The sequence below is a fragment of the Micromonospora sp. CNZ309 genome (genome assembly GCF_002846525.1).
The window spans coordinates 3045646-3060496 of sequence record NZ_PJNG01000001.1; the positions used below are offsets into that span (position 1 = coordinate 3045646).

The 14851-nt window shown below is 73.9% G+C and carries 13 protein-coding genes; 4 read left to right on the plus strand and 9 right to left on the minus strand.

All coding sequences use genetic code 11. The features are described from left to right. The first annotated feature begins 28 nt into the window (after positions 1 to 28). Both CLT72_RS12160 and pgl read left to right on the plus strand, forming a co-directional pair. Entirely contained in the window at positions 29 to 1045 is a 1017-nt protein-coding gene (locus CLT72_RS12160; protein ID WP_101411666.1) for a glucose-6-phosphate dehydrogenase assembly protein OpcA, read from the plus strand. Between the two features lie 67 nt (positions 1046 to 1112). Continuing rightward, positions 1113 to 1883, plus strand: coding sequence for a 6-phosphogluconolactonase (gene pgl / locus CLT72_RS12165; RefSeq protein ID WP_101411668.1), 771 nt, complete (start codon positions 1113 to 1115; stop codon positions 1881 to 1883). A gap of 65 nt (positions 1884 to 1948) precedes the next feature. On the opposite strand, the gene CLT72_RS12170 is transcribed toward pgl, so the two are convergent. The 8 genes from CLT72_RS12170 to rapZ all read right to left on the minus strand — a co-directional run bounded on the left by CLT72_RS12170 (position 1949) and on the right by rapZ (position 9101). After that, on the minus strand, positions 1949 to 2299 hold the full coding sequence (locus tag CLT72_RS12170; RefSeq protein ID WP_101411670.1) for an RNA polymerase-binding protein RbpA: 351 nt from the start codon (positions 2297 to 2299) through the stop codon (positions 1949 to 1951). A 131-nt stretch (positions 2300 to 2430) separates the two neighbouring features. Beyond that, a complete protein-coding gene (secG, locus tag CLT72_RS12175; RefSeq protein ID WP_088999360.1) occupies positions 2431 to 2694 on the minus strand; it encodes a preprotein translocase subunit SecG in 264 nt (87 codons plus the stop codon). Positions 2695 to 2789: 95 nt separating this feature from the next. Further along, positions 2790 to 3581 (minus strand): triose-phosphate isomerase, encoded by a 792-nt coding sequence (gene tpiA / locus CLT72_RS12180; protein ID WP_101411672.1) that lies wholly within the window; start codon positions 3579 to 3581, stop codon positions 2790 to 2792. After that, the gene (locus CLT72_RS12185) at positions 3581 to 4780 is read right to left on the minus strand and encodes a phosphoglycerate kinase (protein WP_101411674.1); all 1200 of its coding nucleotides are present in this window, start codon (positions 4778 to 4780) and stop codon (positions 3581 to 3583) included. The genes tpiA and CLT72_RS12185 overlap by 1 nt, the downstream gene beginning before the upstream one ends. Next, positions 4777 to 5781 carry a type I glyceraldehyde-3-phosphate dehydrogenase gene (gene gap / locus CLT72_RS12190; protein ID WP_101411676.1) on the minus strand — a complete coding sequence of 335 codons (1005 nt, stop codon included), beginning with the start codon at positions 5779 to 5781 and terminating at the stop codon, positions 4777 to 4779. The genes CLT72_RS12185 and gap overlap by 4 nt, the downstream gene beginning before the upstream one ends. A 264-nt stretch (positions 5782 to 6045) precedes the next feature. After that, positions 6046 to 7026 (minus strand): DNA-binding protein WhiA, encoded by a 981-nt coding sequence (gene whiA / locus CLT72_RS12195; RefSeq protein WP_088999356.1) that lies wholly within the window; start codon positions 7024 to 7026, stop codon positions 6046 to 6048. Between the two features lie 54 nt (positions 7027 to 7080). Then, positions 7081 to 8217 (minus strand): gluconeogenesis factor YvcK family protein, encoded by a 1137-nt coding sequence (locus tag CLT72_RS12200; protein WP_101411678.1) that lies wholly within the window; start codon positions 8215 to 8217, stop codon positions 7081 to 7083. Then, on the minus strand, positions 8214 to 9101 hold the full coding sequence (rapZ, locus tag CLT72_RS12205; RefSeq protein ID WP_101415117.1) for an RNase adapter RapZ: 888 nt from the start codon (positions 9099 to 9101) through the stop codon (positions 8214 to 8216). Before rapZ ends, CLT72_RS12200 begins: the two co-directional genes overlap by 4 nt. A gap of 212 nt (positions 9102 to 9313) precedes the next feature. Between rapZ and recQ the strand changes: the two genes are divergently transcribed. Beyond that, positions 9314 to 11152: a DNA helicase RecQ gene (recQ, locus tag CLT72_RS12210; protein ID WP_101411680.1), complete on the plus strand. Its 1839-nt coding sequence runs from the start codon at positions 9314 to 9316 to the stop codon at positions 11150 to 11152. Between the two features lie 169 nt (positions 11153 to 11321). On the opposite strand, the gene uvrC is transcribed toward recQ, so the two are convergent. Beyond that, on the minus strand, positions 11322 to 13349 hold the full coding sequence (gene uvrC / locus CLT72_RS12215) for an excinuclease ABC subunit UvrC (RefSeq protein ID WP_101411682.1): 2028 nt from the start codon (positions 13347 to 13349) through the stop codon (positions 11322 to 11324). A gap of 218 nt (positions 13350 to 13567) precedes the next feature. Here uvrC and CLT72_RS12220 point away from each other — a divergent pair, with 218 nt between their 5' ends. Further along, positions 13568 to 14848, plus strand: a complete 1281-nt coding sequence (locus CLT72_RS12220) for an MFS transporter (protein ID WP_101411684.1) — start codon at positions 13568 to 13570, stop codon at positions 14846 to 14848. Positions 14849 to 14851: the final 3 nt, after the last annotated feature.

Here is a 14851-nt window from a genome sequence, read left to right on the forward strand (position 1 = left end):
GGCGCAGCGAGCAAACCAGGAGGCTCCAGTGATCGGCCTGTGGGACACCACCGGAAACGAGGTGGTCAAGGCGCTCGCCGCCGAGCGGCGCAGCGCCGGCGGGGTGGCCAGCGGCATGGCGCTCACCCTGATCGTGGTGGTGGACGAGAAGCGGGTCCGCGAGGCGGAGGCGGCGGCGACGATAGCCGCCGCCGCCCACCCCTGCCGGCTGCTGGTGGTGGTCCGCGCCGACGTGGAGCGCGAACGCAACCGGCTGGACGCGGAGATCGTCGTCGGCGGCCGGCTCGGCCCGTGCGAGGCGGTGGTCACCCGGATGTACGGGCGGCTGGCCCTGCACGCCGAGTCGGTGGTGATGCCGCTGCTGGTGCCGGACGTACCGGTGGTGACGTGGTGGCACGGCGAGCCGCCGGCCGAGATCTCCACGGACTTCCTCGGCGTGGTGGCCGACCGGCGGATCACCGACAGCGCGCAGGCCGCCGACCCGATCGAGGCGCTGCGCCAGCGGGCCCGGGACTACGCACCTGGCGACACCGACCTGGCGTGGACCCGGATCACCCCGTGGCGCACCCTCGTGGCGGGGGCCTTCGACACCACCCAGGCCAGGGTGACCGAGGCGACGGTGGTGGCGCCGCCGAGCGATCCGACCGCCGCGCTGATGCAGGGGTGGCTGGCCGCGCGACTCGGCATCCAGCCGACGTGGGAGCACAGCGACGCGTCCCCCCGGATGCGGGAGGTGCAGCTGCGCTGCGCCAACGGCGACACGCTGACGCTGACCCGCGACGACAGCGTGGCGACGTTCCGCCGTACCGGCCAGGAGGACCGGCAGCTGCCGCTCGTCCGGCGGCCGCTCGGCGACGAGCTGGCCGAGGAGCTGCGCCGGCTCGACGCCGACCAGGTGTACGCGGAGGCGCTGGGTACGGCGGCCGGGCTGAGCGACCTCGACCAGCGCCCGCCGCAGCGGGTGCACGTCTGGAAGGACCCGGCCACCGCCCAGCGGGCCGAGGCGGGGGTCACGGCGCACGTGGGTACGAGCGCCGAGCACTGAGCGCCCGACTGTCGGGGGCACCACGGAAGACCGGCCGCGCGGCGGCCGGAGAAACGAAGGCACACAGATGAGTGAGGCGAGTGTCGCCGTCCATGCCGACGCCGACCTGCTGGCCCAGGCGGTGGCCGCCCGGCTGCTGGTCAAGCTGCTCGACGCGCAGGCCGAGCGGGGCCACGCGTCGGTGGTGCTGACCGGCGGGCGGATAGCCGCGGCGGTGCACCGGGCGGTGGCGGCGCTGCCGGCCCGCGACGCCGTCGACTGGTCGCGGGTGGACGTCTGGTGGGGCGACGAGCGGTTCCTGCCCGCCGGCGACCCCGAGCGCAACGAGACCCAGGCACGCGCCACGCTGCTGGACGCGGTGCCGCTGGACCCGGCCCGGGTGCACCCCATGCCGGCCTCCGACGGCCCGGCCGGGCCGGACCCGGAGGAGGCGGCGGCCCGCTACGCCCAGGAGCTGGCCCGCGCGGCGCGTCCGGGGCACGCCGCGCTCCCCCACTTCGACGTGCTGATGCTGGGCGTCGGCGAGGACGGGCACGTCGCCTCGGTCTTCCCCGAGCATCCGGTGCACCACGACAGCCGGCCGGTCAGCGCGGTGCGGGGCAGCCCGAAGCCTCCACCGGTGCGGACCACGCTGACCCTCCCGGCGATCAACACGGCCGACGAGGTCTGGCTGGTGGCCAGCGGGTCCGACAAGGCCCGGGCGGTCGGCATGGCGCTGGCCGGGGCGGGGCCGGTGCAACTGCCGGCGGCCGGCGTACAGGGCACCGGCCGTACCCTCTGGCTGCTGGACCGGGCGGCGGCGGCCGACGTGCCGGCCCGCCTGCGCAGCCTGCGCTGACCGACGAAGGACCCCTCGGCGGCGACGAGGGGTCCTTCGCTGTCCGCCGTGGGCGGGAACGCCGTCTAGCCGGCGGGACGGCCCCGTCGGCGGCGCAGGGCGGCGAGGGCCTCGGCCAGGATGGCCTCGCCCTCCTCGGCGGTGCGCCGCTCCTTCACGTACGCCAGGTGGGTCTTGTAGGGCTCGGGCCGGGCGCGGCCCGGCGGGTTCTGCGCGTCCCGGCCGGCCGGCAGGCCGCAGCGCGGGCAGTCCCACACCTGCGGCACCTCGACCTCGGCGGCCAGCCGGATCTCGGTGCGGTGGGCGTTGCGGCACCAGTAGGTCACCGTCCGGCACGGGGCCGGCTGGTGGCGTTGGGCGTGACGGTCGGGCGCGGACCCGACCCGGGTGCCCCGGATGACGTTGCCAATGGGCACGGCTGCTCGCTCCTGTCGTCGGAGGGGAACCGCCGCCGGAGGGGCAGCGGGCGACGCGGTGCAGCGGGTGGAACGAACTGCGCGCGGCCCGTCGGTGACGGACCGCGCGCAGATTCTACGACTCGGCGGGCTCAGACCGTGCCGCTGGCCATCTGGAGACGGAGCCAGAGCCCCAGCCCCACGATGCAGGCGAACCAGACGATGCCCACCAGGACGGTGTAGCGGTCGAGGTTCTTCTCCGCCACCGAGGACCCGGCGAGGCTGGAGCTGACGCCACCGCCGAACATGCTCGACAACCCGCCGCCCTTACCGCGGTGCAGCAGGATCAGCATGGTCAACAGAACGCTCGTGATGACCAGCAACACGATCAACGTGTATGCGAACCAGATCGGCATGGCTGGGGTCAGTCCTCTCGTTACGATCCTCGCCCGGGCAGATCGGGCACGGTGGCACCGACCGACGGACGGGCGGAGTCAAGGATAGCGAGCGATCAGCGGGAGATGTGCTCCGGGAACCGGCAGATCTTCGCGAACTCCTCGGCGTCCAGGCTCGCGCCGCCCACCAACGCCCCGTCGACGTCCGCCTGGGCCATGATCGCCGCGACGTTGGAGGACTTGACCGACCCGCCGTAGAGGACCCGGACCTTGTCGGCGGTATCCTGCCCGAAGGACTCGGCCAGGCGCTGACGGACCGCGCCGCACACCTCCTGGGCGTCCTCGGGGGTCGCCGTCTTGCCCGTGCCGATCGCCCAGACCGGCTCGTAGGCCACCACGACCTTCGCCACCTGCTCGGCGGTCAGCCCCTTCAGGGCGCCGTCGAGCTGGTCGCTGCAGTGCGCCACGTGGGTGCCCTGGTCGCGCACGTCGAGCCCCTCCCCCACGCAGAGGATCGGGGTGAGCCCGTTGGTCAGCGCCGCCTGCACCTTGGCGTTGACGAGCGCGTCGTCCTCGTGGTGGTAGGCCCGCCGCTCGGAGTGCCCGATCACCACGTACGTGCAGCCGAGCTTCGCCAGCATCGAGCCGGAGATCTCCCCGGTGTAGGCACCCGACGCGTGCGGCGAGAGGTCCTGCGCGCCGTAGCCGATGAGCAGCTTGTCGCCGTCGACGGCGGTCTGGACCGTACGCAGGTCGGTGAACGGCGGCAGGACCACCGTCTCGACGTCGGTGAGCTGCTTCTCGGTGAGGCTGGCCGCCAGCTTCTGCACCAGCAGGTTGGCCTCGAGGTGGTTGCAGTTCATCTTCCAGTTGCCGGCCATCAGGGGCCGGCGGGTGACGCTCGCCATCAGTTCTCCAGGGCCGCGATGCCGGGGAGGGTCTTGCCCTCCAGGTATTCCAGGGAGGCGCCACCGCCGGTGGAGATGTGCCCGAAGGACGACTCGTCCAGCCCCAGGGCCCGTACCGCCGCCGCCGAGTCACCGCCACCGACGACCGTGAACGCGTCGGCCTTGGCGATCGTCTCGGCGATCCCCCGGGTGCCGTGGGCGAACGCCGGCATCTCGAACACGCCCATCGGGCCGTTCCAGAAGATCGTCCGCGCGCCCTTGAGGGCGGCGGCGAAACCGGCGACCGTCTCCGGCCCGATGTCGAGCCCGACCCGCTTGCTCGGGATGCCGTCGGCCGGCACGGTGTCGTGCGCGGCGTCCGGGGCGAACGCGTCCGCGGCCACCACGTCGACCGGGAGCATGATCTTGCCCTCGGAGCGCTCCAGCAGGTTGCGGCAGGTCTCGACCATCTCCTCCTCCAGCAGCGAGGAGCCCACCTCGTGGCCCTGGGCCTTGAGGAAGGTGAAGCACATGCCGCCGCCGATCAGCAGCCGGTCGACCGTCGGCAGCAGCGCCTCGATCACCGCCAGCTTGTCGGAGACCTTCGAGCCGCCGAGCACCACCACGTACGGGCGCTCCGGCTCACCGGTCAGCCGGGACAGGACCTCCACCTCGCGCAGCACCAGCCGCCCGGCGACGTGCGGCAGCCGGGCCGGCACGTCGTGCACGCTGGCGTGCTTGCGGTGCACCGCGCCGAACGCGTCGTCGACGTAGGCGTCGCCGAACGCGGCGAGCTGGTCGGCGAAGGCGCCCCGCTCGGCGTCGTCCTTGCTGGTCTCGCCGGCGTTGAAGCGCAGGTTCTCCAGCAGCGCGACCTCGCCGTCGGCGAGCGCGTCCACCGTGGAGCGGGCCGACTCGCCGACGGTGTCGGTGGCGAAGTGCACCCGCGTGCCGAGCAGCTCACCGAGCCGCCCGGCGACCGGGCTCAGGCTGAACTTCGGGTCCGGCGTGCCCTTCGGGCGGCCCAGGTGCGAGCAGACGACCACCTTGGCGCCGGCTCCGGTGAGGGCGCTCAGGGTCGGCAGCACGGCCCGGATGCGGCCGTCGTCGGTGATGTCGCCGGTCTGCTTGTCGAGCGGGACGTTCAGGTCGGCGCGCACCAGCACGCGCCGACCCGACACCCCCTCGGCGAGCAGGTCGTCGAGGGTACGGATGCTCACAGCGACTGACCGACCAGCTTGACCAGGTCGACCAGGCGGTTCGAGTAGCCCCACTCGTTGTCGTACCAGCCGACGACCTTGACCTGGTTGCCGACGACCTTGGTCAGCGGCGCGTCGAAGATGCACGACGCCGGGTCGGTGACGATGTCGGCGGAGACGATCGGGTCCTCGTTGTAGACCAGGACGCCCTTGAGCGGCCCCTCGGCGGCGGCCTTCAGCGCGGCGTTGACCTCGTCCACCGTGGTCTCCCGGGCGACGTCGACCGTGAGGTCGGTGGCCGAGCCGGTCGGGATCGGCACGCGCAGCGCGTAGCCGTCCAGCTTGCCCTTGAGCTCCGGCAGCACCAGGCCGATCGCCTTCGCCGCGCCGGTCGAGGTCGGCACGATGTTCAGCGCGGCGGCGCGGGCCCGACGCAGGTCGGAGTGCGGCGCGTCCTGGAGGTTCTGGTCCTGCGTGTACGCGTGGATCGTCGTCATCAGGCCGTGCTGGATGCCGAACGTGTCGTGCAGGACCTTCGCCATCGGCGCCAGGCAGTTGGTGGTGCAGGAGGCGTTCGAGATGATGGTGTGCTTGGCCGGGTCGTACTGGTCGTGGTTGACGCCCATGACGACCGTGACGTCCTCGTTCTTCGCCGGGGCGGAGATGATGACCTTCTTGGCCCCGCCGTCGACGTGTGCCTTCGCCTTGGTGGCGTCGGTGAAGAAGCCGGTGGACTCGATGACGACGTCCACGCCGGCGTCGCCCCACGGCAGCTTCGACGGGTCCTTCTCGGCGTACGCCTTGATGGTCTTGCCACCCACGGTGATCTCGTCGGCGGTGGCCTTCACCTCGTGCGGGAGGCGGCCCAGGATGCTGTCGTACTTGAGCAGGTGGGCGAGCGTCGCGTTGTCGGTCAGGTCGTTGACCGCCACGACCTCGATGTCAGCGCCGGACGCCAGCACTGCCCGGAAGAAGTTGCGGCCGATCCGGCCGAAGCCGTTGATGCCAACCCGGATGGTCACAGGTCCCATCTCCTTGCGTTCTGGTCCGCCGGCGTCAGACCCGGGCCGGCGGAGGTGTGTGCGCCGACCGTTGGAGCCGGCCGTTGACGGTTCATCTCGGCCACCCCGCCGCGGTCTCGAAGGACCTGACCGCCCGAGGCGGTGTGCACGGCGAGGAATGCCTGTGCCGGCCTCCTTGCCGTACGCAGCGACCCTATCCGAGCGTGCGGCGCAGTGCAGCGCCGGGTGGTGACCCCACCGGCACCGCCGACCCGCTCCGTCCTATCAGACCACGAGCATGTCGGGCGTGACGGCCGCTTCCGTATCCGGGATGCCCAGGTCCCGGGCCCGCTTGTCGGCCAGCGCGAGCAACCGGCGGATCCGGCCGGCGATGGCGTCCTTGGTCAACGGCGGGTCGGCCAGCGCGCCCAGCTCCTCCAGCGAGGCCTGCCGGTGCTCCAGGCGCAGCCGGCCGGCCGAGGTGAGGTGGTTGGGCGCGTCCTCGGCGAGGATCTCCAGCGCCCGGGTCACCCGGGCGGCGGCGGCGACCGCGGCCCGCGCCGAGCGGCGCAGGTTGGCGTCGTCGAAGTTGGCCAGCCGGTTGGCCGTGGCCCGCACCTCGCGGCGTACCCGGCGCTCCTCCCAGGCCAGCACGCTGGAGTGGGCGCCGATCCGGGTGAGCAGCGCGGCGATCGCGTCGCCGTCCTTGACCACCACCCGGTCCACGCCGCGCACCTCGCGGTTCTTGGCGGTGATGCCGATGCGCCGGGCCGCGCCCACCAGGGCCAGCGCCGACTCCGGGCCGGGGCAGGTGATCTCCAGCGCGCTGGAGCGGCCCGGCTCCGTCAGCGAGCCGTGCGCCATGAACGCGCCACGCCACGCCGACACCGCGCAGCAGACGTTCGCGGCCACGACGTGCGGCGGCAGGCCCCGCACCGGGCGTCCCCGCACGTCGAGCAGCCCCGTCTGCCGCGCGAGGGCCTCACCGTCCTTGACCACCCGCACGATGAAGTGGCTGCCCTTGCGCAGGCCACCGGACGCGAGCACGTGGATCTCGCTCGGATAGCCGTAGACCTCCGCGATCTCCCGTCGCAGCCGCCGGGCCACCGCTCCCGTGTCGAGTTCGGCCTCCACCACGACCCGACCGGAGACGATGTGCAGCCCGCCGGCGAAGCGCAGCAGCGCCGCCATCTCCGCTCGCCGGCAGCAGGGCTTGGGCACGTCGACCCGACTCAGCTCGTCCTTGACCGCAGCCGTCATCGCCATTGTGCGTCCCCTCACGGACCTGTTCCGGCGTGTCGCCGGAGATTACGTACGTGTCTAACGATCGGCGCCCAGGACAGGCACCAGTGCGGCGCCCAGGGCGGCCGGATCATGACGGGGAGTGCCGTCGGTGACCGCGACGGGAGCGAGGACCAGGCGGGCACCCAGCGATTCTGCCGCACGTTCGACCGGTTCGGGGTCACCCGCCGCCTTGGAATCGGCGACCACACGGTCGACCCTCAGCTCCGGCAGGTACGCGCGCAGCGCGGCCAGGTGGTCGGCCTGGGAGAGCCCGGAGGTCTCCTTCTCGGCGGCGAGGTTCAACGTGACGAGCCGCCGCGCCGGGCTGGCGACGACGGCGGCGGCGAGCTGCGGCACCAGCAGGTGCGGCAGCACGCTCGTGTACCAGCTGCCCGGCCCGAAGATCAGCCAGTCGGCCGCGCCGATCGCGGCGACCGCCTGCGGGCAGGCCTCCGGCGCTACCGGGGTGAGCCGCAACGACTCCACCCGGCCGGTGGTCACCGCGACCTGGTGCTGTCCGGTGACCGTACGCACCTCGTCCGGCCGGCGCGGATCGGCGCCGCGCACCCGCGCCTCGATCCCCACCGGCTCGCACGACATCGGCAGCACCCGGCCCACCGCGCCGAGCATCGCGCCCGCGTGCTCCAGGGCGGCCACCGGGTCGCCGAGCAGCTCCATCAGCCCGCACAGCACCAGGTTGCCCACCGCGTGCCCGGCCAGCCCGCCGTCGCCGTCACCCGGCCGTCCGGTCGCACCGGCACCCGCGCGTCCTCCGCCGACCCCGCCGGCCGTCCCTGCGGCGACTCCGGCCGGCTCCGGACCGGAAGGGGCCCGCCCGTCACCGGAGACCGCAAGGCGCCCCGCCGATCCGTCCCCGGCGGGAGTCGGGCCGTGGGCGGGCGGCGGCACCTCGGCGAAGCGGTGCTGGAAGAGCTTGGCACTGCGCCGGGTGGCCGGGTGGTCCCCGGCCAGCGCGACCAGCGCCTGCCGCAGGTCGCCCGGGGGCAGGCCGCCCCGCTCCGCGCGCAGCCGGCCGCTGGAGCCGCCGTCGTCGCCGACGGTGACCACCGCCGTGATGTCCAGGTCCAGCTCCGGGGCGCAGCGGCGCAGGGCACGCAGCGAGGCGGACAGGCCGTGCCCGCCGCCGAACGCGACCACGCGCGTCGCCGTCACTCGCGCCCCAGGTCGCGGTGCTGGGCGTTGGCGGCCAGACCCGAGTGGCGCAGCCGGGCCGCCAGCTCCTCGGCGATGGCCACGCTGCGGTGCTTGCCGCCCGTGCAGCCGACCGCCACGGTCAGGTAGCGCTTGCCCTCCCGCTCGAAGCCGACGGTGGTGGCGTTGACCAGGTCCGCGTACGCGCCGACGAAGGCGTCCGCGCCCTCCTGCCCGAGCACGTACGAGCTGACCGCCTCCTCGCGGCCGGTGTGCTCGCGCAGCTCCGGCACCCAGTACGGATTGGGCAGGAACCGGGCGTCGAGCACGAAGTCGGCGTCGGGCGGCAGGCCGTACTTGAAGCCGAAGGAGAGCACGGTGACGCGCAGCCGGCGGGCGTCCTCGCCGCCGAAGAGCTCCTCGACGCGCCGACGCAGCTGGTTGACGTTCAGGTGGCTGGTGTCGATGATCACGTCCGCCTGGTCACGGGCCTCCTCCAGCAGGCCGCGCTCGACCGCGATGCCGTCGGCGAGGCGCCCGTCGCCCTGCAACGGGTGCGAGCGCCGGACGCTCTCGAACCGGCGGATCAGCACCTCGTCGTCGGCGTCGACGAAGACCACCCGGGGCGAGAAGCCGCGCTCCTTCAGCTCCCGGATCGCCCCCGCCAGGTCGGTGGAGAAGGCGCGCGAGCGCACGTCCAGCACCATCGCCGTACGCCGGGCCGCCCCGCCCGCCTTGAACGCCAGCTCGGCCATGTCGAGCATGAGCGCCTGGGGCAGGTTGTCCACCACGTAGAACCCGACGTTCTCCAACGCCCTCGCCACCGTGCTGCGACCGCCGCCGGAGAGACCGGTGACCACCACCAGGGTGGTGTCCGACTCCGCCGGTGTGTGCTGCCCGGTCACCGTCACGCTCCGTTCCTCGGCCGTACGCGCCTCGCTCACCCGCTACCCCCAAGCCGTGGCGCCGCGGCCGGCACCCCCGGCCGCGCGTGGTCAATCAGCGACTCTATCCCGCCACGCCGGGCCGGCCGTCGTACGCCCGCGGTGCCGGCCGCCCGACGCGCCCGGGCCGCTCGCCCGCACCGGCTGTCGGGGGAGGTTCGTAGAATCCCCGGATGGCTTCCCCCACCGACCTGCGCTCCTCCGCCGCCCTGGAGGTGCTGCGCCGGGTCTTCGGCTACGACGCCTTCCGTGGCTTCCAGCAGGAGGTCATCGACCACGTGGTGGCCGGCGGCGACGCGCTGGTCCTGATGCCCACCGGCGGCGGCAAGTCGCTGTGCTACCAGATCCCGGCGCTGGTCCGCGACGGCGTGGCGGTGGTGGTCTCCCCCCTGATCGCGCTGATGCAGGACCAGGTCGACGCGCTGACGGCGGTCGGCGTGCGGGCCGGCTTCCTCAACTCCACCCAGGATCTCGACGCCCGCCGCACCGTGGAGCGGGCGTTCGTCGGCGGCGAGCTGGACCTGCTCTACCTCGCCCCCGAGGCGCTGGGCACCCGGGGCGTGCAGCAGTTGCTCGACCGGGGCCGCATCGCCCTGTTCGCCATCGACGAGGCGCACTGCGTGTCGCAGTGGGGGCACGACTTCCGCCCCGACTACCTCGCCCTGTCGATGCTGCACGAGCGCTGGCCGGACGTGCCCCGCATCGCGCTCACCGCCACCGCGACCAGCGCGACCCGCGACGAGATCGCCACCCGGCTCAAGCTCGCCGACGCCCGGCACTTCGTGGCGAGCTTCGACCGGCCCAACATCCAGTACCGGATCGTGCCCAAGCGCGAGCCGCGCAAGCAGCTGCTGAGCCTGCTGCGCGACGAGCATCCCGGCGACGCCGGCATCGTCTACTGCCTCTCGCGCGCCTCGGTGGAGAAGACGGCGGATTTCCTGGCCGCCAACGGCGTCTCCGCGCTGCCCTACCACGCGGGCCTGGACGCGGCGACCCGCGCCCGCAACCAGCAGCGCTTCCTGCGCGAGGACGGCCTGGTGATGGTGGCGACCATCGCGTTCGGCATGGGCATCGACAAGCCCGACGTCCGTTTCGTCGCCCACCTCGACCTGCCGAAGTCGGTCGAGGGCTACTACCAGGAGACGGGCCGCGCCGGGCGCGACGGGCTGCCGTCGACCGCCTGGCTGGCGTACGGGCTCCAGGACGTGGTGCAGCAGCGCAAGATGATCGAGACCTCCGACGGGGACCTCGCGCACCGGCGCAACCTCGCGGCCCACCTCGACGCGATGCTCGCCCTCTGCGAGACGGTCCGGTGCCGGCGCGGCCAACTGCTCGACTACTTCGGCGAGAAGGCGATGGCCGCCTGCGGCAACTGCGACACCTGCCTCACCCCGCCGGAGTCCTGGGACGGCACCGTCGCGGCACAGAAGCTGCTCTCCACGGTCTTCCGGCTCGACCGGGAACGCAACCAGCGCTTCGGCGCGGGGCACTGCGTCGACATCCTGCTCGGCCGCGCCACGGACAAGGTCACCCAGTACGGCCACGACTCGCTGACCGTCTTCGGCATCGGCAGCGAGCTGCGCGAGGCCGAGTGGCGCGGCGTGGTGCGGCAACTGCTGGCCGAGGGCCTGCTGGCCGTCGAGGGCGACTACGGCACGCTGGCCCTGACCGAGGCCAGCGCCGAGGTGCTGGGCCGCCGCCGCACGGTCATGATGCGCCGCGAGCCGGAGAAGGTCGCCTCGTCTCGGGCGGCCAAGCCGCGCGGGGCGGCCACCGTCGTCGCCGAGCTCTCCCCGACCGCCGCCGGGGTCTTCGAGCGGCTGCGCGCCTGGCGGGGAGCCACCGCGAAGGAGCAGGGCGTCCCGGCGTACGTGATCTTCCACGACGCCACGCTGCGGCAGATCGCCACCGACGCGCCGACGTCGCTGGCCGAGCTGTCCGCGGTCAGCGGCGTCGGCGAGAACAAGCTCGCGAAGTACGGCGAGCAGATCCTGGCCGTCCTGGCGGAGTGAGCACCGGCCGGCCGAACCACCCGGCGGGGCGAGCGCCCGGCGGAACGACGTGGCCGCCGGAACGACGTGGCCGCCGGAACGACGTGGCCGCCGGAACGACGTGGCCGGGTGGGGTACCCGGCGGAGCCAGCCGGCCGGCCTTCGGCGCACGTGGGCCGGGGCGGTGGGGTCAGTCCGCCGCCGGGGCCTTCGCCTCGCCGCCGAGCGCGGCGAGGATCGCCTCGGCGGTGCGCCGGCCCACGCCCGGAACCTCGGTGATCTCCTCCACCGTGGCGGCGGAGAGGCGCTTGAGCGAGCCGAAGTGCCGCAGCAGCGCCTTGCGCCGCACCTCCCCCAGGCCGGGCACCCTGTCCAGCGCCGACTCGGTCATCCGCTTGGAGCGCCGCTGCCGGTGGAAGGTGATGGCGAAGCGGTGCGCCTCGTCGCGTACCCGTTGCAGCAGGTAGAGCCCCTCCGAGGTGCGCGGCAGGATGACCGGGAACTCGTCGTCGGGCAGCCAGACCTCCTCCAGCCGCTTGGCCAGGCCGCACAGCGCCACGTCGTCGACGCCCAGCTCCGCCAGGGCCTGGGCCGCCGCCGCGACCTGCGGCGCACCGCCGTCGACCACCACCAGCTGCGGCGGGTACGCGAACCGGCGCGGCCGCCCGGTGGTCGGGTCGATCAGAACGCCGACCCTGGGCTCGTCGGGCCCCGTCGGGGCGGCGGGGTCGCCGGCCGGCGCAGCGAGGTCCTCCGGCGCGGCCTGCCCGGCCGGGGCGACCGGGTCGTCGGCCGGCTCGACGCCCGCCTCGCCGGTCTCGGCGCGGGCGTCGAGGTAGCGGGCGAAGCGGCGGCGCAGCACCTCGGACATCGCGGAGAGGTCGTCGGTGGCGCCACGGATGATGAAGCGCCGGTATTCGCTCTTGCGCGGCAGCCCGTCCTCGAAGACGACCATGCTCGCCACCACGTCGGTGCCCTGCATCTGCGAGATGTCGAAACACTCGATGCGCAGCGGCGAGGTGCGCATGTCGAGCGCCTCGGTGATCTCGTCGAGCGCCTTGCTCCGGGTGGTCAGGTCGCCGGCCCGGCGCAGCTTGTGCCGGGCGAGGGCGTCCTTGGCGTTGCGCTCGACCGTCTCCAGCAGGGACCGTTTGTCGCCGCGCTGCGGCACCCGCAGGCTCACCCGGCTGCCCCGGTGACCGGAGAGCCAGTCGGCCAGGGCGTCGGCGTCGGCGGGCAGCGCCGGCACGAGCAGCTCGCGGGGCACGTCGGCCTCGCCCTGCTCGCCGCCGTAGACCTGGGTGCAGAAGTGGTGCACCAGGTCGCCCGTGCTCAGCTCCTCGGTCTTCTCCACCACCCAGCCGCGCTGGCCACGGACCCGGCCGTCGCGGACGTGGAAGACCTGCACGGCCGCCTCGAGGGGATCGTCGGCGAACGCGACCACGTCGGCGTCGGTGCCGTCGCCGAGCACGACGGTCTGCTTCTCCATGGCCCGGCGCAGCGCGGCCACGTCGTCGCGCAACCGGGCCGCCCGCTCGAACTCCAACTGCTCGCTGGCGTCGGTCATCTCCCGCTCCAGCCGGCGCACCATCGTGTCGGTGCGCCCGGCCATGAAGTCGCAGAAGCCGTCGACGATCTCCCGGTGCCGCTCGGGCGTGACGCTGCCGACGCAGGGGGCCGAGCACTTGCCGATGTAGCCGAGCAGGCAGGGGCGGCCGACCTGGCTGGCCCGCTTGAACACCCCGGCCGAGCAGGTGCGCGCCGGGAAGACCCGCAGCAGCAGGTCGAGCGTCTCGCGGATCGCCCAGGCGTGCGAGTAGGGCCCGAAGTAGCGCACCCCCTTGCGCTTGGCACCCCGCATCACCTGCAACCGGGGGAACTCCTCGTCGAGGGTGACCGCGAGGTAGGGGTAGGACTTGTCGTCGCGGTAGCGGACGTTGAAGCGCGGGTCGTACTGCTTGATCCAGGTGTATTCGAGCTGGAGCGCCTCGACCTCGGTGCCCACGGTGACCCAGTCCACCGACTCGGCGGTGGTGACCATCTGCTGCGTGCGCTGGTGCAGGCCCCACAGGTCGGCGAAGTAGGAGTTGAGCCGGCTGCGCAGGTTCTTCGCCTTGCCGACGTAGATCACCCGGCCGGTGCCGTCGCGGAACCGGTAGACCCCCGGTGACTCCGGGATGGTGCCGGGCGCGGGACGGTAGGTCGAGGGGTCAGCCACGCCAGCAAGCGTAGTCCGAGCCCCCGACAGGCCCCGGGACGCCGGTGCCGCCCCCACGCCGGCGCCCCGGGTGGTCGCGGCTGCCGGAGGCCGGGTCGTCGCGGCGCCGAAGCCCATGTCGTCGCAGTGCCGCAGGCCCGGGTTATTGCGGTGCCGCCGGAGCCGCTCCCGGCTAGCATCCGCCCCTGGCCGGGCAGACGCGAGGGGGCACGGGGGACATGGGCGCACACCCCGGGGGACGCAGCCGAGGGGGCGCGGTCCTCGTGGCGGCGCTCACCGTCGACTCCATCGGCAACGGGCTCTTCCTGCCCCTGTCGCTGGTGTACTTCCTGCGGCTGACCGACGTGCCCCTGGCGCTGCTCGGGGTGCTGCTCAGCGCGGCCACGGTGCTCACCCTGCCGGTACCGCTGTGGGCGGGGTCGCTGGCGGACCGGGTGGGGGCGCTGCCGGTGGTCGTCGCCTCGCAACTGCTCCAGGCGGCCGGCTACCTGGCGTACGCCTGGGTGCGGGGCCCCGTCGGCGTCTTCGTGGCGGCGGCGCTGGTCGCCGTCGGCGTGCGGTTCTTCTGGTCCACCGTCTTCACGGCGGTCGCCGACCACGCCGACGGCAGTCCGGGCGGCTGGACCCGCGACACCTGGTACGCGATCAGCAACGGCGCCCGTACCGCCGGGCTGGCGGTCGGGGGCCTGACCACCGGGGTGGTGGTGGCCGACGGGCGGGCGGCGACCTACCGCGCGGTGGCCTACGCGGCGGCGGCCTGCTTCGCCCTCGCCGCGGTGCTGATCGCCGCGTGCGTACGCATCCCGCCGCCCGCCGGTGGGCCGGCGGGATCCGGCCGTGGCGGGTACGCGACGCTGGTCCGGGACCGCCCGTTCCTCGCCCTCATCGGCCTGAACACCGTCTTCGCGCTGAGCAGCATGATGCTCGGCCTGGCCCTGCCGACGGTGATGCTCACGGACCTGCGGGGTCCCGCCTGGCTGACCTCCGCCGTCCTGGCCGGCAACGCCTTCCTCGTCGCCCTGCTGTCCGCGCCCGTCGGCACCCGCCTGCCGCGCCACCGCCGCACCCGCGCGGTCGCGCTGGCGGCGGCCCTGTGGACGGTCTGGGGAGTCGCCATGGCCACCCTCGGTCCGGGGCGCCTCGGCGTGGTGGCCGCGCTGCTGGTCGCGGCGACGCTGCTGTTCACCGTCGCGGAGGTGGTGCACGCGCCGGCGTCCGCCGCGCTGGCCGCCGCCGCCGCGCCGGTCGCCGCCCGGGGCCGCTACCTGGCGGCCTTCCAGTACTCGTTCGCCCTCGCCTCGATGGTCGCGCCGGCCTTCTTCGGCACCCTGTACGAGGTCGGCACCGCCGCGCCCTGGCTGACGCTGGCGCTGCTCAACGCCCTCGGCGTCGTCGGCGTCCTGCTGCTGGAACGGCGCCTGCCGCCCGCCGCCCTGCGCGACCCGCCGCGGGCGGCTGGCGAGCGGCCGAGGGCCGGCGCGAACGCCACGACAGAGTGACCG

Excerpts from the sequence above, each read along its gene's own strand:
- pgl (WP_101411668.1), top strand. The coding sequence starts at position 1,113 with ATGAGTGAGGCGAGTGTCGCCGTCCATGCCGACGCCGACCTGCTGGCC.
- tpiA (WP_101411672.1), bottom strand. The coding sequence starts at position 3,581 with ATGGCGAGCGTCACCCGCCGGCCCCTGATGGCCGGCAACTGGAAGATG.
- whiA (WP_088999356.1), bottom strand. The coding sequence starts at position 7,026 with ATGGCGATGACGGCTGCGGTCAAGGACGAGCTGAGTCGGGTCGACGTG.
- CLT72_RS12220 (WP_101411684.1), top strand. The coding sequence starts at position 13,568 with ATGGGCGCACACCCCGGGGGACGCAGCCGAGGGGGCGCGGTCCTCGTG.
- secG (WP_088999360.1), bottom strand. The coding sequence starts at position 2,694 with ATGCCGATCTGGTTCGCATACACGTTGATCGTGTTGCTGGTCATCACG.
- recQ (WP_101411680.1), top strand. The coding sequence starts at position 9,314 with ATGGCTTCCCCCACCGACCTGCGCTCCTCCGCCGCCCTGGAGGTGCTG.